The organism is Enterobacter cloacae complex sp. SHL009, assembly GCF_049237205.1.
GTDB classification, from domain to species: Bacteria; Pseudomonadota; Gammaproteobacteria; order Enterobacterales; family Enterobacteriaceae; genus Enterobacter; species Enterobacter cloacae_M.
In genome coordinates this window covers 1,075,481-1,093,066 of sequence record NZ_JBMKIW010000001.1, presented here as the reverse complement: position 1 = coordinate 1,093,066, position 17,586 = coordinate 1,075,481, and the positions used below count along the sequence as shown (strand labels likewise).

The 17,586-nt window shown below is 55.6% G+C and carries 18 protein-coding genes; 12 read left to right on the top strand and 6 right to left on the bottom strand.

The features are described 5' to 3' along the window. The first annotated feature begins 4 nt into the window (after positions 1 to 4). From ACOTZC_RS05370 to ACOTZC_RS05340, 7 genes are all read left to right on the top strand, one after another. Positions 5 to 514, top strand: coding sequence for a GNAT family N-acetyltransferase (locus ACOTZC_RS05370; protein WP_032656866.1), 510 nt, complete (start codon positions 5 to 7; stop codon positions 512 to 514). 9 nt (positions 515 to 523) lie between these two features. Continuing rightward, positions 524 to 1,450, top strand: a complete 927-nt coding sequence (locus tag ACOTZC_RS05365; RefSeq protein ID WP_045400006.1) for an amino acid ABC transporter permease — start codon at positions 524 to 526, stop codon at positions 1,448 to 1,450. Further along, a complete protein-coding gene (locus ACOTZC_RS05360) occupies positions 1,434 to 2,207 on the top strand; it encodes an amino acid ABC transporter ATP-binding protein (RefSeq protein ID WP_024909602.1) in 774 nt (257 codons plus the stop codon). Before ACOTZC_RS05365 ends, ACOTZC_RS05360 begins: the two co-directional genes overlap by 17 nt. A 9-nt stretch (positions 2,208 to 2,216) precedes the next feature. Continuing rightward, on the top strand, positions 2,217 to 3,104 hold the full coding sequence (locus ACOTZC_RS05355) for an ABC transporter substrate-binding protein (RefSeq protein ID WP_421635639.1): 888 nt from the start codon (positions 2,217 to 2,219) through the stop codon (positions 3,102 to 3,104). Between the two features lie 233 nt (positions 3,105 to 3,337). Beyond that, positions 3,338 to 3,955 (top strand): glutathione S-transferase family protein, encoded by a 618-nt coding sequence (locus ACOTZC_RS05350; protein WP_126303393.1) that lies wholly within the window; start codon positions 3,338 to 3,340, stop codon positions 3,953 to 3,955. A gap of 37 nt (positions 3,956 to 3,992) precedes the next feature. Further along, entirely contained in the window at positions 3,993 to 4,223 is a 231-nt protein-coding gene (gene pptA / locus ACOTZC_RS05345) for a tautomerase PptA (protein WP_023311964.1), read from the top strand. Positions 4,224 to 4,420: 197 nt separating this feature from the next. Further along, positions 4,421 to 5,422: a Kdo(2)-lipid IV(A) acyltransferase gene (locus tag ACOTZC_RS05340; RefSeq protein ID WP_322408063.1), complete on the top strand. Its 1,002-nt coding sequence runs from the start codon at positions 4,421 to 4,423 to the stop codon at positions 5,420 to 5,422. Between the two features lie 44 nt (positions 5,423 to 5,466). On the opposite strand, the gene ACOTZC_RS05335 is transcribed toward ACOTZC_RS05340, so the two are convergent. Both ACOTZC_RS05335 and ACOTZC_RS05330 read right to left on the bottom strand, forming a co-directional pair. Next, on the bottom strand, positions 5,467 to 7,152 hold the full coding sequence (locus ACOTZC_RS05335; RefSeq protein ID WP_047063576.1) for an NAD-dependent malic enzyme: 1,686 nt from the start codon (positions 7,150 to 7,152) through the stop codon (positions 5,467 to 5,469). Between the two features lie 32 nt (positions 7,153 to 7,184). Next, on the bottom strand, positions 7,185 to 8,132 hold the full coding sequence (locus tag ACOTZC_RS05330; protein WP_126303389.1) for an AEC family transporter: 948 nt from the start codon (positions 8,130 to 8,132) through the stop codon (positions 7,185 to 7,187). Positions 8,133 to 8,536: 404 nt separating this feature from the next. On the opposite strand from ACOTZC_RS05330, the gene ACOTZC_RS05325 reads away from it, so the two are divergent. Beyond that, a complete protein-coding gene (locus ACOTZC_RS05325; protein ID WP_322408062.1) occupies positions 8,537 to 9,868 on the top strand; it encodes a 2-hydroxycarboxylate transporter family protein in 1,332 nt (443 codons plus the stop codon). Between the two features lie 121 nt (positions 9,869 to 9,989). Then, the gene (locus ACOTZC_RS05320) at positions 9,990 to 10,625 is read left to right on the top strand and encodes a helix-turn-helix domain-containing protein (RefSeq protein ID WP_045399993.1); all 636 of its coding nucleotides are present in this window, start codon (positions 9,990 to 9,992) and stop codon (positions 10,623 to 10,625) included. A 27-nt stretch (positions 10,626 to 10,652) separates the two neighbouring features. Here the strand turns inward: ACOTZC_RS05320 and ACOTZC_RS05315 are convergent, their stop codons facing one another. Further along, entirely contained in the window at positions 10,653 to 12,131 is a 1,479-nt protein-coding gene (locus tag ACOTZC_RS05315) for a PLP-dependent aminotransferase family protein (RefSeq protein ID WP_248162392.1), read from the bottom strand. A gap of 164 nt (positions 12,132 to 12,295) precedes the next feature. On the opposite strand from ACOTZC_RS05315, the gene ACOTZC_RS05310 reads away from it, so the two are divergent. After that, complete coding sequence (locus ACOTZC_RS05310) at positions 12,296 to 12,751, top strand: GNAT family N-acetyltransferase (RefSeq protein ID WP_047174472.1); 456 nt, start codon at positions 12,296 to 12,298, stop codon at positions 12,749 to 12,751. A gap of 69 nt (positions 12,752 to 12,820) precedes the next feature. Here ACOTZC_RS05310 and ACOTZC_RS05305 read toward each other — a convergent pair whose 3' ends face one another. Further along, positions 12,821 to 13,123, bottom strand: a complete 303-nt coding sequence (locus ACOTZC_RS05305; RefSeq protein ID WP_047174471.1) for an ArsR/SmtB family transcription factor — start codon at positions 13,121 to 13,123, stop codon at positions 12,821 to 12,823. 160 nt (positions 13,124 to 13,283) lie between these two features. Between ACOTZC_RS05305 and fusA the strand changes: the two genes are divergently transcribed. After that, a complete protein-coding gene (gene fusA / locus ACOTZC_RS05300) occupies positions 13,284 to 15,383 on the top strand; it encodes an elongation factor G (protein WP_023311955.1) in 2,100 nt (699 codons plus the stop codon). Between the two features lie 35 nt (positions 15,384 to 15,418). Here fusA and ACOTZC_RS05295 read toward each other — a convergent pair whose 3' ends face one another. Beyond that, positions 15,419 to 15,991, bottom strand: a complete 573-nt coding sequence (locus ACOTZC_RS05295) for a flavin reductase family protein (protein WP_029741093.1) — start codon at positions 15,989 to 15,991, stop codon at positions 15,419 to 15,421. A 108-nt stretch (positions 15,992 to 16,099) separates the two neighbouring features. Between ACOTZC_RS05295 and nhoA the strand changes: the two genes are divergently transcribed. Beyond that, positions 16,100 to 16,945, top strand: coding sequence for an N-hydroxyarylamine O-acetyltransferase (nhoA, locus tag ACOTZC_RS05290; protein ID WP_322408058.1), 846 nt, complete (start codon positions 16,100 to 16,102; stop codon positions 16,943 to 16,945). Between the two features lie 39 nt (positions 16,946 to 16,984). Here nhoA and ACOTZC_RS05285 read toward each other — a convergent pair whose 3' ends face one another. Further along, positions 16,985 to 17,578, bottom strand: a complete 594-nt coding sequence (locus ACOTZC_RS05285) for a TetR family transcriptional regulator (RefSeq protein WP_045399983.1) — start codon at positions 17,576 to 17,578, stop codon at positions 16,985 to 16,987. Between the last annotated feature and the right edge of the window lie 8 nt (positions 17,579 to 17,586).

Genomic DNA, 17,586 nt, shown 5'->3' with positions numbered 1-17,586 from the left:
CGTGATGAGCGAACGATTTCGTGATGTTTCCCCGGAAGACGCCGAGCTTCAGCCCATTATCGAAGGGCTGTTCGGTGAATATGCCGCCCGCTACGGGGACTACTTCTCCAAAGACGCGGAGGTTGAGCTCACCGAATGGTATTTAGCGCCGCAGGGGCTGTTTATCGTTCTGGAGCGCGACGGGAAGATTATCGCCACCGGCGCGTACAAACCTTTCGACGAACGCACCGCGGAAATCAAACGCATCTGGACGGACAAAACCCTGCGTCAGCAGGGGCTTGCCGGGCGCGTGGTGCAGGAGCTCGAGCGCAGGGCGGTGCTGGCAGGATACAGCCAAATTTACCTGACAACCGGCTTTCGCCAGCCGGAAGCGGTACGGCTCTATCTCAGCCAGGGCTATCAGGCGCAGTTCGATCTGAACCGCGATCCGGAAGAGTACAGCCAGCCGCCGTTTGACGGTCGGCTGCGCTTCACCAAAACGCTGGTACGCGAAGCGTTCAGTAAAACCGCATGAGGAACGACGATGAGCAACGTTGAAACCATTAAGGTGGTCCCGGCGCGTTATCCGCTGCGGGCCGTCGGCGCCGCGGTGGCGCTGTTTGTCCTGGCGGTCGTGATTCAGTCTGTGGCCTTTAACCCGCGCTGGGAGTGGGCGGTGTTTGCCCGCTGGTTCTTTGACCCGGTGATCCTTGAAGGTGTCGGGCAGACCCTGCTGCTGACGCTGATCGGCACCGCGCTGAGCGTGGTGTTTGGCGGCATGCTGGCGCTGGCGAGACTCTCTTCATCCTGGCTGCTGAGCAGCCTGGCGTGGGCCTATATCTGGCTGTTTCGGTCGCTGCCGCTGATCGTGGTGCTGATTATCCTGTACAACTTTTCCTATCTCTACGACACGCTCTCGCTCGGCGTGCCGTTTACCGGTATTACCTGGGGCAGTTTTGAAACCATCAACGTGCTGGGGCAGTTCTCTACCGCCGTGGTGGGGCTCACCCTGGTGCAGAGCGCCTATACCGCCGAGATCGTTCGCGGTGGTTTCCTCGGGGTCGATCACGGCCAGTATGAGGCCGCCGCCGCGCTGGGCCTCCCCGCCTGGCGCCGCACGGTGCGCATCATTTTGCCTCAGGCGCTGCGCACCATTCTGCCGTCGGGGTTCAATGAAATCATCAGCCTCGCCAAGGGCACGGCGATGGTGTACGTCCTGGCGATGCCGGAGCTGTTTTATACCATCCAGATGATCTACAACCGCACGCAGGAGGTGATCCCGCTGCTGATGGTCGGTGCCGCGTGGTACCTGGCGATCACCACCGTCCTGTCCGCTATCCAGTATGGCGTCGAACGCGCGCTTGCCCGCAGCGAACGCCGCTCTGCCGTTAATCAGAACCGTGCCGCCCGTCGCACCCGTTCTGTCACCACCACGCCAGCACAGGAGCCCGTCCATGCAAGCCTCTCCTGAAGGACACATTTCGATTACCGGCGTCAGCAAGTTTTTTGGTCGCCATAAGGCGCTCGACAACGTTTCGCTGGAGATCCCGCCCGGGTCCGTGACGGTGATCCTCGGGCCGTCGGGCTCCGGTAAATCGACGCTGCTGCGCACTATTAACCACCTGGAGCGCGTTGACGAAGGCTTTATCCAGATTGACGGGGACTACATCGGCTATCGCCGTCAGGGCGACAGGCTCTATGAGCTGAAGGAGAAGGAGATCCTCAAGCAGCGCGTCAACGTGGGCTACGTGTTCCAGAACTTCAATTTGTTTCCGCATCTCACGGTGCTGGAAAACCTGATAGAGGCGCCCATCGCGCATAAAAAGCTCAGCAAAAAAGAGGCGGTGGAAAGGGCGTACAGCCTGCTGGACGTGGTTGGGCTGCGGGATAAAGCCGATGCCTGGTCGCGCCATCTTTCCGGCGGGCAGCAGCAGCGTATCGCCATTGCCCGCGCGCTGGCGCTGCGTCCCCGCGTGATGCTGTTTGATGAGCCCACTTCGGCGCTGGATCCGGAGCTGGTGGGGGAAGTGCTGGACGTGATCAAAAAGCTGGCCCGGTCCGGCACCACGCTGGTGGTGGTGACGCACGAGATCGGCTTTGCCCGGGAAGTGGCGGATCAGGTGGTGTTTATGGTCGACGGAAAAATCGTCGAGCAGGGAAGCAGTGACGAGGTATTAAACCGTCCGTCACATGCGCGAACGCGCCAGTTCTTGTCAAAAGTGCTGTAAGGAGCGCCAATGAAATACGGACTTCTGGCGGGGCTGATCTTCACGACGGTGAGCTACGCCAGCATTAATTTGAAAGCCAACGAGCAGCCTCTGCCGGTGACGGTCGATCCCCAGGCCGTGGCGAAGATCCCCGCCAATTACAAATTCGTTGAGCCGGGTACGCTCACGGTCGCCGTTTCGGCGCTGAATTCTCCGCCGCTGGCGCTGCTGGCCAGCGATAACCGCACGCGGATCGGCAGCGACCCGGATATTGCCCGCCTGCTGGCGGGCAGCCTGGGGCTGAAGCTAAAGCTGGTGCCGACGGCGTGGGAGGACTGGCCGCTGGGGATCGCCTCCGGGCGCTACGACGTGGCGCTGGTGAACATTGCGGTGACCGAACAGCGTAAAGAGAAGTTTGATTTTGCGACCTACCGCGTCGATTCGCTGGCGTTTTCGGTGAAATCCACCAGCGAGATCCAGTCAATCAAAAGCGCGGAAGATCTGGCTGGGAAAAAGGTGATCGTCGGCTCTGGTACCAATCAGGAACGCATCCTTTTGGGCTGGAACGAAGAGAACAAAAAGGCGGGAAGGGCGCCTGCGCTGCCGGTCTATCTCCACGACGATGCCTCGGGCAATCTCTATATTCAGTCCGGCAGGGCGGACGTGTTCTTTGGTCCGCAGTCGGTATCGGCCTATAAGGCAGCGCTCACGGGCAAAACCCGCGTCGTCGGTTTAGGGCCGAAAAAAGCCTATGTCGCGACCACCACCAAAAAGGGCAATGAGCTGGTGTACGCGCTGCAGGCCGCGCTGGACGGCGCGATTAAGCGGGGTGATTACCAGAAGGTGCTGGCGCGCTGGGGCGAGCAGGGCGAAGCGGTGGCGCAGTCGGAGGTCAACCCGCCTGGGATAACCTACTAATGGTGCTCTATACCCAAAATAATTCGAGTTGCAGGACAAAATGGCTTGCCGTTTTGAACAGCGCTTGCGCTGGCCCCGAAGGGGCGAGGCTACAGGCCGAGTAACGCGGCAAGGGAACGAATTCCCGGGAGCGTACACTAGTACGTGACTGGGGTGAGTGAGTGCAGCCAACGCACCTGCAACTTGAAGTATGACGGGTCTACACTTAGGGTTTTCATCCCTGAGGAGGCAACATGATTAAACTCTATGGCGTACCCGGCTGGGGCTCGGCGATCGGTGAAGTGATGCTAACCCTGGCCGATATCCCCTATCAATTTATCGACGTGGACGGGTTTGACCAGCCCGGTCCGCAGCGCGAGCTGCTGCAAAAGCTCAACCCGCTGTGTCAGGTGCCCACGCTGGAGCTGGAAAATGGCGCCATTATGACCGAAACGGCGGCGATTGCCCTGATGGTGCTCGACAGATGCCCCGATCTCGCGCCGCCCGTGGGGCAGGCCGAACGCCAGCAGTTTCAGCGTCTGCTGATCTGGTTTGTGGCCAACGTCTATCCCACGTTTACGTATGCAGACTATCCCGAACGTTGGGCGCCGGATGCGCCTGAACAGCTGCAGAAAAACTGCATCGAATACCGGAAGTCCCTCTATTTGTGGTTCGAAACTCAGCTCAAGGCCGCCCCGTTTGCGTTGGGGGAACGGCTGACGCTGCTGGATGTGTATATCGCGGTGGCGCGAACCTGGGGGCCACGCCATGACTGGTTTGCGACCAATACGCCGAGGTTTATGGCTATTGCGGACACCGTATGCCAGCTGCCGGAACTGCACAAGGTGTTAAAGGCCAACGGTATTATCTGATAACGTGGAGCCCTGACTCACAACTGGAAGCCTGCATATGCCACACGTAGATATCAAATGTTTTCCCCGCGATTTGAACGACGAACAAAAAGCCGCACTGGCCGAGGATATTGCTGAGGTCATTATTCGCCATTTCAACAGCAAAGACAGCTCTGTCTCCGTTGCGTTGAATCAGGTGAACCAGGAGGACTGGAAAGCGCAGGTCTGGGATACCGAAATAGGACCGAAGCTGGACGAATTAATTAAAAAGCCTGGCTATTCAATGTAAGCGCACTTGCCGGGGGGGATGGATCTCTCCTTCCCGGTTTTTTCCCGTCTCGTCTTCATTTTTTTCGCAAAAATCGATAAAAATGCGTTTTGTTTTATCCGCTACAATTAACGTTTCTGGCTGACATATTATTAATCCTTAGGAAAGATCTTCAAAAGAATCAATTAAGGACAGACACGTTAAAGGATAATTTTCGCATGACAAAATTACCCCGTTTTTCATTCGCCTTTCTTCATCCCCGTTACTGGCTAAGCTGGGCCGGCATTGCGGCTCTGTGGCTCATCATGCTGCTCCCTTATCCGCTGCTGTTCAGAATCGGTCATTGCCTTGGTCGACTGGCGATGCGCCTGCTTCCCCGCCGCGTCGAAATTGCCCGCCGCAACCTGGAGCTTTGTTTCCCGGAGATGAAAAAGGCGGAGCGAGAGTCCCTGCTGCAGCGTAATTTTGAATCGGTAGGAATGGGGGTAATCGAAACCGGGATGGCATGGTTCTGGCCCGCGTGGCGGGTGAAGAAATGCTTTACCGTGCAGGGGTATGAGCACATGGAAAAGGCGCGGGCAAAGGGCAATGGCGTGGTGCTCGTTGGCATGCATTTTCTCACCCTTGAGCTGGGCGCGCGGATCTTTGGCATGCTTAATCCCGGCATTGGGGTGTATCGTCCGAATAATAACGCGCTGCTGGACTGGCTTCAGACGCGCGGACGCCTGCGCTCCAATAAAACCATGCTCGATCGTCATGATTTAAAGGGCATGATCCGCTCGCTGAAGCAAAATGAGATTTTGTGGTACGCCCCGGACCATGACTATGGCAAAACCAATAGCGTCTTTGTGCCGTTCTTTGCGGTTCCGGATGCCGCCACGACCGCTGGAAGCTATATGCTGGTCAAAAGCGCTAAGCCTGCCGTCATCCCCTTTGTGCCGCGCCGCAGGGCGGATGGCTCCGGTTACGAACTGATTATTCTTGAGGATATCAGCGAGGCGTTGCAGGGCGGCGATAAAGAAGCCGTGGCGACGCAGATGAACAGGGCAATTGAGCAGGCCGTACGCATGGCGCCAGAGCAGTATATGTGGCTGCATCGTCGCTTCAAAACGCGTCCTGAAGGGGTACCTGACCGGTATGCCCGTCTGAAACAGGCGGCAACTCGGGATGATAGTCTCTCCGCCAGCGATTTTTCTGACCGCTCAGGCATACAGCACTAAAACCACAGCGATGCCCTCACCCTGCGGTGAGGGCATGACTGGCGCTACAGCGCAGACCTGCGGTACGGCGCATAGTCCGCCTGCCACCAGGTCTTCTCAATACGCGCCATCAGCGTCTCATCATCTATCGACGGAGCCACGCCCTGTTTAATCGCGGCCCGGGCGACGGCGACGGCAATCTGGCGTGAAACCGTTTCAATCTGATCTACCGGCGGCAGCAATCCGCCTTTTTCCGTGGTGACCAGCGGAGACTGCGCGGCCAGGCTGCGGCTTGCTGCCATCAGCATCTCTTCCGTCACCCGGCGCGCGTTGCAGGCCAGCACGCCCAGCCCCAGGCCCGGGAAAATATAGGCGTTGTTACACTGGGCGATCTCGTAGTGTTCATTCTCCCAGAATACCGGGGCAAACGGGCTGCCGGTGGCCACCAGCGCGGCCCCCTGGGTCCAGGCGATAAGATCCTGCGGCTGGGCTTCCGCCCGCGAGGTCGGGTTCGAGAGCGGCATGATGATTGGGCGCGGACAGTGGCGATGCATCTCTTTGACAATCTCTTCGCTGAACAGCCCCGGCTGGCCTGAAACGCCGATCATCACCGTGGGATGCGCGTTTTTCACCACGTCCAGCAGGGAAATATTTTGCGAGTCTACCTGCCAGCTGCAAACGGCGTCGCGCGCGGTAAGCAGGTTTTTCTGGAAATCGAGCAGGTTGGTCATGTCGTCGGTCAGCAGGCCGAAGCGATCGACCATAAAGATCCGACTGCGGGCTTCGGACTCGGTCAGGCCGTCGTCCACCATCAGCGCCACAATCTTTTCAGCTATTCCGCATCCGGCAGAGCCGCTGCCCAGGAAGACCACGCGCTGGTCGCGAATGCGCGTACCAGCCGCATGCGCCGCCGCCATCAGCGTACCGGCGGTGACGGCGGCCGTGCCCTGTATATCATCATTGAAGCAGCACAGCTGGTCGCGGTAGCGCTGGAGCAGCCTGGTAGCGTTTTTCTGCGCAAAGTCTTCAAATTGCAGGAGCACATTGGGCCAGCGCGCTTTAACGGTGCTGACAAACATATCCATAAACTCAGCGTACTGGTCGTCGCTGATGCGCGGGTGGCGCCAGCCCATGTACATCGGGTCGTCGAGGTGTTGCTGATTATTGGTGCCGACATCCAGCATAATCGGCAGGGTAGAGGCCGGATGGATCCCCCCACAGGCGGTATACAGCGACAGCTTGCCAATTGGGATGCCCATTCCGCCGATACCCTGATCGCCAAGCCCTAAAATACGTTCCCCGTCCGTCACCACAATCACGCGAACGTCGTTGCGCGAAAAGCTTTGCAGCATCTCATCAATACGATGGCGATTCGGCCATGAAATAAACAGGCCGCGCGCGCGTCGATATATCGTGGAGAAATGCTCGCAGGCTTCACCGACCGTCGGGGTATAGATAATCGGTAACGTCTCTTTCAGGTGCGAACGCAGGAGGTTATAAAAAAGAGTTTCATTGGTGTCCTGAATATTTCGCAGGTATACATGACGCGAAATATCGCTTTTAAAATGACAGAACTGCACCCAGGCGCGCTCGGTTTGTTCCTCAATCGTTTCAACGTTGTGCGGCAATAACCCATGCAGATTAAAATTGTCACGCTCTTCTTTAATAAATGCGAGCCCTTTATTTAGCAGCGGATTTTCCAGCAATACGGCCCCGTTATAGGGGGTGTACAGAACTTCTTTCCGGGACATGGTTAACTCCTGAATTTTTTAAATAAAACAGATTAAGAGATGAAATAGATCATAATGCCTTCGGTCACGACCCCGACGGCAGTGCCAATTAATATGGAAGAGGATGCGGTATCAATATAGGTATCGCTGCGTAAGGCAAACATCCCCGCGGCAATAGCGGAAGGCGTTGCGCCAATAATGACGACCTGCTGCAGTAAGGTATGGCTCAGGCCAAAGGCGATCCCCGCGGCGGCCATAATTGCCGGCTGAATAAGGTTTTTAATACTGATATTGGTAAACGTCTGCACGTTCAGTTTTGGACGTTCACCGTAAAACAACAGGCCGAGGGCAAACAGGGACAGTCCGCCTGAAACTTTGCCAACCATTTCGATAGGCATGCTGAGAATAGAAGGGATTTGCACGCCGGCCAGACTGAGCAATACGCCGGAGACCGGGATCCAGACGATAGGATTGCGTGCCGCCTTGATGAGGTTTTGCACGATCATCGCGCCCGGGTGCAGCGCCTCCAGGCCATCTTGACCGTTTTTATCACCCATACGAATCAGGACGATAGTCAGGGGGATCATGATAACGCTGGTAATAATATTGCCAATCAGCACGCCGATAAATCCTTCCGGCCCAATCAAGACCGCCAGGACCGGTGCGCCAAAGTAGGCCATATCGGGAAAGGCGCAAACCAGTGACTGAATGGCGCTGGTTTTGATATCGTGGCGAAAAACGTAGCGCGAAATAAATAGCGTCAGTAAATACGACCCCATTAAACCGACAACTAAAACGGCCATAAAGGTCAGGTTCTTAATTTTATTGGGATCGGTATGCAATGCACCGATAAAAAGATGGAAAGGAAGGGCGAAACGAATCACCACGGTTGCCATGACGTTTGCATCTTCACGCCGGGAATATCCCAGCTTTCCACTTAGCCATCCAAGTAACATTATAAAGACGAGCGGAAACAGTGACTGTAATAGTAATGAAGGCATAGTATTTCCTGTAGGGTATTTTATGTGTTTTATTGCAGCGCTAATCTAGCGCTTAGAAAGCAGAGCAGGAGTGACAAGGGTCACACTCTCTCTGGTTTTATTAATTTCAAAAAGATTGCATTAGTTGGATAACTAATACTTTCATCAAATATTGATAAGACGCAAGAAAGCAACATTAGCCGTTATAAATAACTTTGGTTACTTAATGCTGAATTAAGTTATTTAAAAGCAAAGAGCCAGATTGTTCACATTTCTACTCGCAGGTCCATGATAATTTCATCGTGAGCCTGTTTTTAGAAAAGGCCATCTAAGTCTTTATTTATATTTAAGAACATTTATTCGTATCAGGAATAGTTTCAGTTATTCCTTTCTCTGTTTATCCGAACATAAATTCAGGTGATTATATGAAAGATAATCCTGTACCGACTTCTGAGCTGTCTACCTCGCGTTTCGCCTTTGGGCTCAACAATACCGAGGTGGGCACGGTCCCGTTGATGCTGTTCGTCGGGATTGCCGCCATTGTGGCGACGTCCGCCTGGGCAGGGCTGCTGCCAAAAAATATGATTGGTGGTCTCGCGGTCATTATGACCCTCGGCTTCGCGTTTGCCAAAGTAGGGCGTCAAATCCCGGTGCTGAAAGATATCGGCGGCCCGGCGATCCTGTGCCTGATGGTGCCTTCCGTGCTGGTCTATTTTGGCGTATTCGGGAAACATACCCTTGATACCGTCCATCTGCTGATGAAAGAGGCGAATCTGCTCTATTTCGTCATCGCCTGCCTGGTGGTCGGCAGCATTCTGGGGATGAACCGGGTGCTGCTGATCCAGGGGATGATGCGCATGTTTGTTCCGCTGGTGGCGGGAACATGCATGGCCGTGCTGAGCGGCCTCATTGTGGGCTCACTGTTTGGTTATACGGCTTACCACACCTTCTTCTTCATCATTGTGCCTATTATCGGCGGCGGGATCGGCGAGGGGATTTTGCCGCTGTCCCTGGCCTATTCGGCAATACTGGGGCAGACGCCGGACGTCTACGTTGCGCAGCTGGCACCCGCTGCGGTCGTCGGGAATATCTTCGCCATTATTTGTGCGGGATCGCTGGCGCGTCTCGGCGCGAAACGTCCTGCGCTTTCGGGAAATGGCATGCTTACGCGGAGTAAAGACGACGCCAGCCTGTTTGCCGGGACGCAGAGCACGCAGCAGACGGATTTTCATCTGATGGGGGGCGGATTGCTGATGGTGTGCGCGTTTTTCATCGTCGGCGGATTGTTTGAAAAACTGGTACACATTCCCGGCCCGGTGCTGATGATCCTGATTGCCGTTCTGTGTAAATACTTCAGGGTGATTCCGGCCTCAATGGAGCACGGCGCGCATAGCTGCTATAAATTCGTCTCGGCTGCGCTGGTCTGGCCGCTGATGATCGGCCTCGGGATGTTATACGTGCCGCTTGAGAGCGTGGTGTCGGTATTCTCGGTGGGATACGTGGTGGTATGCGGTTCGGTTGTGATTGCGATGGCGCTGAGCGGCTACGTTATTGCGTCGCGTCTGAATATGTATCCTGTGGAAGCGGCCATTGTGACCTGCTGCCACAGCGGGCTGGGCGGAACGGGGGACGTGGCCATTTTGTCCGCGTCTAACCGGATGTCGCTCATGCCGTTCGCGCAGATCGCCACCCGCATCGGCGGCGCGTCGACGGTGATTTTCGCCACGCTTCTGATGGGCTGGATTATGGCGCACTGATCCGAAACGTCAGGATACTGAATCGCAACGACATTTACAGATTGTCGCTGCGGTTCAGTCCTTTATAAAACTCACCGCGCTGTATAGAATTACCGCAGCCACAGCGACGGGATACCACACGATGACCGGAAGAGTTGATTATCAGATTGAAAAATATCTCCTGACCGAAGCCGCCGAACCGGAGCGCCTGACGCGCCAGTGGGCGGAGGTGCTGGAGGAGTGCCGTGAGCAACAGTCCGGTGCGGAGGATCGTCTGCGTCTCGCGCTGCTTAATGTGGATTATGTCACCAGCTTCGAGCTGCCGTTCAGGCTGCTCCTCACCCGCGCGCCCCAGCTGATTGACGCTGTCAGAAAAGAGCTTCAGCTCAGTCAGAAAAATGTTCTGTTTAACGGCAAGCGCTTTGGCTGCGTCTATAGCCTGAAAAGAGATCTGGACGGAATACCTGACGAATTTACCTATCAGCTGAAAACGCGTATCCAGCGCAGTGACGCGACAGGATGCAATGAAGCGCCTTACCGGCAAATTGCCCAGCAGGTTAAAGCCCCCCGCGAACGACTTAAGCTGGCGCTGGAAAATGGGTTAGCGATAACGGCACTCGACGGGCTTTTCTGGTTTGGCATTCAGCGCATCGCGGCCGATGTGCAGAGATTACGCAAAACGGGGATGAGGATCGTGACGTCCGACGCCGAGGTGTTTGATACGCTCACCAAAACAACCCGGCGGATACCTGTTTATAGCCTTGCTCGCCCGGAATGAGTGTTCGCCGCTGACCGGTCGACGGCATCAAACATGACGGAAAATTGCGGCCAGTTTTTTTACAGCGTCTTCTATCTCCCTTTCCGTGTAAGCAGCAAATCCCATCAAAAAACCGGTGGACGCGGGAGGACCTGCATATAAATTGGTAAGACCAAGTATATCAACACCCGCGCGGCGGGCGGCGGTGGCTATTTCTTTCTCGGATATGCCGTATTTCAGGTGACAAGGCATTTGCATTCCCCCCGCAGGCGTTTCACAGGTAACATATTCGGAGAGATATTCGTCCATCATGCTTGCCAGCGCGTCGCGACGAGCAACATAAATACTCCGCATCTTACGAACATAGGCGCCAAAATGGCCTCCCTCCAGAAATTTAGCCAGCGTCAGCTGGGTTATTGAGGCGGTGTGACCATCCATTAATGTCCTCGCCATGGTAAAGGGCTCTATCAGTTCTGAGGGAACGATGGTGTAGGCAATACGTAGCCCAGGGAACAGAGACTTGGTGAACGTGCCGATATAAATTGTCCGGTTGGAAGTATCAAGCCCCTGAAGACTGGCCATAGGCTTGCCTTCGTAGTGAAACTCGCTGTCATAGTCATCCTCAATGATCCAGGCTCCGTAACGGTTTGCCCATTTAATAACCGCCAGTCGTCGGTCAAGAGAGAGCGTCACACCGGTAGGGTACTGATGAGAAGGCGTAAGGTAGATCGCCCTGGCAGGCTCGGTCAGAGAATTAAGACCGTCAACCGAAATGCCTTTTTCATCAAGAGGAACCGGAATACAGCGAAGCCCTGCAGCGTTGAACGCTTTGTGCGCCCCTTGATAGGAGGGATCCTCAATGACAATGCCATCCCCGGCGTCCATCAGCACGTGGGAACAGAGCGCAAGCGCCTGTTGAGAACTTGTCAGAACGATGACCTGTTCTGCATTCGCCCGTGTTCCGCGCTCAAGATTGACGTATTCCGCAATTGCCCGTCGCAGGCGCTCTATACCCTGTGGGGGACTTTGCTCTAATGCCTGATGCTGAAACTCCTTCAGGACCTCTCGCTGAAGACGCTCCCAGATCGGAATGGGAAACATGCGGGTTTCAGGAATGCCGGGCGCAAGGGGGCGAGGGGAGGAAAATTCTCGGATCCCGCCGCTTTCATAAACGATCTTTCCCCGGACGCTGAGTTTTGCTTTTTGTATCTCAGCGGTTGGCTGATTCTGTCGAGGACGGGGTTTTAAAAAACGCGCGCTGGAAGAGACGAAGCTCCCTCTGCCTGTTTGTCTCTCAATAAAACCTTCGGCATGCAGGCTGGAGTAGGCCGCTTCAATGGTATCCCGGGAAACGCTGAGAGAAGCCGCCAGAGCGCGTGAGGCAGGAAGGGCCTTACCGTGAGATAATACCCCTTCCAGTATCAGCGTCCGTATTGCTCTCTGGATCCTTTCATGAAGCGGTAGCGATCCGTTAGCGGGGTCGATAATCCATGCCTTAACCGTTTCAAGCTGTGCGTGCTTAAACATTACGTTGTCCACTTTTCCTGTGTGTCTTTTGATTCTAAAGCAATATTGCATGCAGAAGGATGAAAAATTGGTCTGCCTTGATGGCGAGAATTGGCGGGACAAAACGTGCCATTCAGCGAATACACTCTTCCTGAAACGAATAAACGGGTGACCAAAGAGGCAATATGAATAATACGAGCGTAATAATTGAGGCAGTTAAAGAACGTGATTTTGAAAGCTGGATGCCGCTATGGGGAAAATATCAGGCGTTTTACAACGTCGATCTGTCCGGGGCAATTACTGAACGAACCTGGCAACGATTTTTCAGCCCCGTTGAGCCGCTATTCTGCGTGGTTGCACGATGTAATGGAAACGTAGTGGGTTTTGCGCATTATCTCTTTCATCGTTCGACCTGGGCTGAGAGCGATTACTGCTACCTCGAAGATTTATACGTCTGCGAAGCCGTAAGGGGCAAACACATTGGCAAACAGTTAATAGAATATGTTCAGAGAGAAGCCAGAAAACATCATGCCAGTCATCTTTACTGGCATACGCATGAAGCCAACTATCGCGGGCAACGATTGTACGACTGGATTGCGAAGAAAAGTGGAATGATTGAATATCGTATGCAGGTTAGATAAATCCCTTCGCTGACGTAATGCCCCCTCAACTACGTACGGGGCATTTTTCAGGAAAAAACAGGCATGTCCTTATGATTTGGCCTGTAAAAGTATCTCCATCAGCCCCGGAAAGCGGGCATCCAGATCGTCTCTGCGTAACGAAATCATGTTCTCCCGCCCCTGCGGGCGCTGCCAGATAACGCCGCTGTCGCGCAGAACGCGCCAGTGGTGTGTCATCGTGGACTTCACCACGTCTTCCGGACGCAGCGCGTTACAGCTGAGTTCGCTGCCATCGGCGAGCCGGCGAATAATCGACAGCCGGAGCGGATTGCCGAGGGCAAACAGCACATTTTCCAGCAGTATTTGTTCAGTTTCAGGGTGGTTTGGGATCATCGTTTTCCTGCGTTTGGCGTCAGATTGAGCTATATCAACAATAGGTCAACCGTTAAAAAATAGTTCGATAATACTCGTACAATAGGACTATTATAGCAAACGAACGAATGCACGACCATCCTGGTCGTCACAGACAAGTCATAAGACTTAAGGAAATATCATGCCCCGACCCATCCCACTCGAACGTTATCGCAACATCGGTATCTCCGCGCATATCGATGCCGGTAAAACCACCACCACTGAGCGCATCCTGTTTTACACCGGGATGAGCCACAAGCTGGGTGAAGTACACGATGGCGCGGCAACCACTGACTGGATGGCGCAGGAGCAAGAGCGCGGGATCACGATTACCTCCGCAGCCGTCAGCTGCTTCTGGCCGGGTATGGACAGAGGCTATGAGCCGCACCGGATCAACATCATCGACACCCCGGGCCACGTGGATTTCACCATTGAGGTGGAACGTTCCATGCGCGTACTCGACGGCGCCGTGATGGTGTATGACTCCGTGGGAGGCGTGCAGCCGCAGTCGGAAACCGTCTGGCGTCAGGCCAATAAATATCACGTTCCGCGACTGGCCTTCGTCAACAAAATGGACCGTGCGGGTGCCGATTTCTTCCGCGTCGTGCGGATGATGCAGGAGCGCCTGAAGGCCAATCCGGTGCCGATTGTCATTCCGGTGGGTGCAGAAGATCATTTCACCGGCGTGGTGGATCTCATCAAGATGCGCACCATTCTGTGGGACGACGCGACGCAGGGCATGGTGTTTACCTATGCGCCCGTGCCGGACGATTTGGTCAGTACCGCCCAGGAATGGCGGGAAAAAATGGTCTCTGCGGCGGCGGAAGCCAGCGATGAACTGATGGATAAGTACCTGGAAACGGGCGACCTGACGGAAGCGGAAATTATCAAAGGGCTGCGTATTCGCACCATCTCGGGTGAAATTCAGCCGATGCTGTGCGGCAGCGCGTTCAAAAATAAAGGCGTGCAGCGCATGCTCGATGCGGTCATTGAGCTCATGCCGTCGCCGCTGGACGTGCCGGCCATTGATGGCGTGGATGAAAAAGGGCAGCACGCGGAGCGTCATCCGAGCGATGATGAGCCGTTCTCGGCCCTGGCGTTCAAGCTGATGAGCGATCCGTACGTCGGGCAACTGACCTTTATCCGCGTGTACTCTGGCGTGCTGCGCAAAGGCGACGCGGTGTACAACCCGGTGAAAGGGAAGAAAGAGCGCATCGGGCGTATCGTGCTGATGCATGCCAACGATCGTCACGAGGTGGACGAACTGCGCGCCGGAGACATCGCGGCCTGCGTGGGGCTGAAGGATGTGACCACCGGCGATACGCTCACCGATCCGAATGCAGTGATCACGCTTGAACGCATGGAGTTCCCGGACCCGGTTATCTCGCTGGCGATCGAGCCGAAAACTAAGGCCGATCAGGAGAAAATGGGGATCGCGCTGCAGCGTCTGGCGGCGGAAGATCCATCGTTTCGCCTGCATACTGACGAAGAGTCCGGCCAGACCATCATCTCCGGGATGGGTGAGCTACACCTTGAGATCATCGTCGACCGCATGAAGCGTGAGTTTGGCGTCGAGGCCAATATTGGCCGCCCACAGGTAACCTACCGTGAAACCCTGCGTAAAACGGTGAAGGATATCGAAGGTAAATTTGTTCGTCAGTCCGGCGGTAAAGGGCAGTACGGCCATGTGGTGCTGAGCCTTGAACCGCTGGAGCCCGGAAGTGGCTTTAAATTTGAAGATGCCACCAAGGGCGGCGTGGTGCCGCGCGAGTACATCCCGTCCGTTGAGAAAGGGCTGCGGGAAGCGATGAACAGCGGCGTGCTGGCGGGCTATCCGGTTGTCGATGTCAAAGCGACGCTGACGTTTGGCTCGTATCACGACGTCGACTCCTCGGAGATGGCGTTCCGCATGGCGGCGATCCTCGGCTTTAAAGAGGGCGCCCGCAGGGCGGACCCGGTGATCCTTGAGCCGATCATGCATGTGGAGGTGGAAACGCCGGAAGAGTACGCCGGCAACATCATGGGCGATCTTTCTTCCCGCCGCGGCATGGTGCAGGGGATGGCGGAGCAGTACGGAAGCCAGATTATTCGCGCTGACGTGCCGCTGGCAGAGATGTTTGGTTATGCCACGACATTGCGCTCGATGTCCCAGGGACGCGCGACGTATACGATGGAGTTCCATCATTTTGCGGAAGCCCCGCGGAATGTTGCGGATGAAATTATTGCGCGGCGTGCGAAGTAATACGGTCACCCTCTCCCAATAGGGGGAGGGTTTTCTCAATCCGGCGCCTTCACCATCTTCCCGCTCGCGACAAACGTTCCGGCCCCAAGATGATGCAGGGTATTCAGCTTATCCCCGTCAAACTGCCAGCGCCCGGCGATAAACGCGCGTTCATCGGCTGCCGCTGAAACCACTTCACCAAACAGCGTATCGTATTTTTCTGCCGCTGAGGTGACGGGTAATAACCGACACTCCATCCACGCCAGACATTTTTCTTCTATCACCGGCAGGCCAAGTTCAGGACCGTTCACCACCGGGATCCCGTAGCAGTTGAATTTGTCCTCATCGCGCCCGCTGACGCTACCGACCGCGTATGTCCAGTTGGCCGCCGCCACGCCGGGGATGACGATGCCAAACTTCCCGCTGCGCTCAATCAGCTCGCGCGACCAGGTGCTTTTATCCACGACTATTGCGATGCGCGGCGGTTCAAACTCAACGGGCATTGACCATGCGGCGGCCATCACGTTGCGTCTGTCGAGGCTTTCATCCCGACTGGTGATAAGCACAGTAGGGCCGTGGTTCAGCAGACGGCTGGCATGACGTAATTCAACAGGGCGAAAGTGGCTCATAGGGTCTCCTCATCTACACCGATGAGTATGACGAAAAAGCACGTAAATCAAAGCGGATGCGTAAAATTAGTTTATAAACAGAACATCTCAATCAAAGGAAACTGATGTATGTCCCCATTTCTGAACGCCTATTTTGTCCGCATCGGCTGGGCGCAACCGACGCGGGTGGATATCAATACCCTGCGCGCGCTGCATTTACATCACAACTGTGCGATCCCTTTTGAGAATATTGATGTTGTTCTGCCTCGCGAAATCCAGCTTGACGATCGGTGCCTGGTCGACAAGCTGGTCACCGCACGTCGCGGAGGGTACTGCTTTGAGCAAAACGGCCTGTTCGAGCGCGTCCTGCGTGAAGTCGGGTTTACGGTGCGTAGCGTGCTGGGGCGCGTGGTATTAGCGAGTCCGCCGCAAATGCCGCCGCGCACGCACCGCCTGCTGCTGGTTGAGCTTAACGGTGAGCGTTGGATTGCCGATGTCGGCTTTGGAGGCCAGACGCTGACGGCGCCGATTCGCTTGCTCGCTAATGAAGAACAAGAGACGCCGCACGGGCTGTATCGTCTGCTGAGCGAGGGGAACGACTGGGTGCTGCAGTTCCGGCACCACGAGCACTGGCAGTCGATGTACCAGTTTGACCTGACGACGCAGTATTTCAGCGATTACGTGATGGGGAATTTCTGGTCGGCGCACTGGCCGCAGTCGCATTTCCGCCATCATCTGTTGATGTGTCGCCATCTGCCGGACGGCGGCAAGCTGACGCTGACCAACTTCAACTTTACCCACTGGCGGAACGGCCATGTGGAGGAGCAGATCCATCTTCCCAACGCTGCGGCGCTATACCAGCTAATGCAGGAGCGCTTTGGTCTTGGGGTTGACGATCCGAAGCACGGCTTTACACTGTCAGAATTGACGGCGGTGATGGCAGGGTTTGATACACATCCTCAGGCCGGGAAATAATACGCAGGCCGGGTAAGGCGTCGCCGCTACCCGGCAACATCACTGCTTAGACGGCGTATTAAACAACTCGAGCGTGATTAATTTATCAAGATGGTTGTTAAAGGCGGCTTCGTCCATTTCGGGCATGTTTAAGATATACATTCCGTCAAGACCGCACACCAGACCAATCAAGCGCCAGGCAATATTTTCCGCCCGATCGCCCGGATTTAATGCCCCGGCCTCCGTTCCCGCTTTGATAAGCGCCACCGTTTCCTGGTGCCACATCTCCATGGTCATCACATAGGCGCCTTTGATGTCGGCATCGCGGCTGGCCAGGATCTGCGCCTCACGCCACAGGCGAATATAGGGCTCAAACCTCCCGTCATCGCTGCCGAGCATGGCATGAAGCTGTTCCCGCCAGCCGGCCTGTTTACCCGCGACATCCGCATCCAGCAGCTCGCGAATTAGCCGTACGAAGGCCAGCGATTTTAGTTCGCCGCCGGACGTAAAATGATGATGTACCTGGCCGGTGGCGACTCCGGCCTCGGCGGCAATACGGCGTACCGTCATTGCAGCCAGTCCTTCAGCCAGCGCCACGCGCATGGCGGCCTGTAAGATGGCTTCCCGCCGTTCATCCTTGCTCAGATATCGCATGTTTACTC

Excerpts from the sequence above, each read along its gene's own strand:
- ACOTZC_RS05370 (WP_032656866.1), top strand. The coding sequence starts at position 5 with ATGAGCGAACGATTTCGTGATGTTTCCCCGGAAGACGCCGAGCTTCAG.
- ACOTZC_RS05365 (WP_045400006.1), top strand. The coding sequence starts at position 524 with ATGAGCAACGTTGAAACCATTAAGGTGGTCCCGGCGCGTTATCCGCTG.
- ACOTZC_RS05360 (WP_024909602.1), top strand. The coding sequence starts at position 1,434 with ATGCAAGCCTCTCCTGAAGGACACATTTCGATTACCGGCGTCAGCAAG.
- ACOTZC_RS05355 (WP_421635639.1), top strand. The coding sequence starts at position 2,217 with ATGAAATACGGACTTCTGGCGGGGCTGATCTTCACGACGGTGAGCTAC.
- ACOTZC_RS05350 (WP_126303393.1), top strand. The coding sequence starts at position 3,338 with ATGATTAAACTCTATGGCGTACCCGGCTGGGGCTCGGCGATCGGTGAA.
- pptA (WP_023311964.1), top strand. The coding sequence starts at position 3,993 with ATGCCACACGTAGATATCAAATGTTTTCCCCGCGATTTGAACGACGAA.
- ACOTZC_RS05340 (WP_322408063.1), top strand. The coding sequence starts at position 4,421 with ATGACAAAATTACCCCGTTTTTCATTCGCCTTTCTTCATCCCCGTTAC.
- ACOTZC_RS05335 (WP_047063576.1), bottom strand. The coding sequence starts at position 7,152 with ATGTCCCGGAAAGAAGTTCTGTACACCCCCTATAACGGGGCCGTATTG.
- ACOTZC_RS05330 (WP_126303389.1), bottom strand. The coding sequence starts at position 8,132 with ATGCCTTCATTACTATTACAGTCACTGTTTCCGCTCGTCTTTATAATG.
- ACOTZC_RS05325 (WP_322408062.1), top strand. The coding sequence starts at position 8,537 with ATGAAAGATAATCCTGTACCGACTTCTGAGCTGTCTACCTCGCGTTTC.
- ACOTZC_RS05320 (WP_045399993.1), top strand. The coding sequence starts at position 9,990 with ATGACCGGAAGAGTTGATTATCAGATTGAAAAATATCTCCTGACCGAA.
- ACOTZC_RS05315 (WP_248162392.1), bottom strand. The coding sequence starts at position 12,131 with ATGTTTAAGCACGCACAGCTTGAAACGGTTAAGGCATGGATTATCGAC.
- ACOTZC_RS05310 (WP_047174472.1), top strand. The coding sequence starts at position 12,296 with ATGAATAATACGAGCGTAATAATTGAGGCAGTTAAAGAACGTGATTTT.
- ACOTZC_RS05305 (WP_047174471.1), bottom strand. The coding sequence starts at position 13,123 with ATGATCCCAAACCACCCTGAAACTGAACAAATACTGCTGGAAAATGTG.
- fusA (WP_023311955.1), top strand. The coding sequence starts at position 13,284 with ATGCCCCGACCCATCCCACTCGAACGTTATCGCAACATCGGTATCTCC.
- ACOTZC_RS05295 (WP_029741093.1), bottom strand. The coding sequence starts at position 15,991 with ATGAGCCACTTTCGCCCTGTTGAATTACGTCATGCCAGCCGTCTGCTG.
- nhoA (WP_322408058.1), top strand. The coding sequence starts at position 16,100 with ATGTCCCCATTTCTGAACGCCTATTTTGTCCGCATCGGCTGGGCGCAA.
- ACOTZC_RS05285 (WP_045399983.1), bottom strand. The coding sequence starts at position 17,578 with ATGCGATATCTGAGCAAGGATGAACGGCGGGAAGCCATCTTACAGGCC.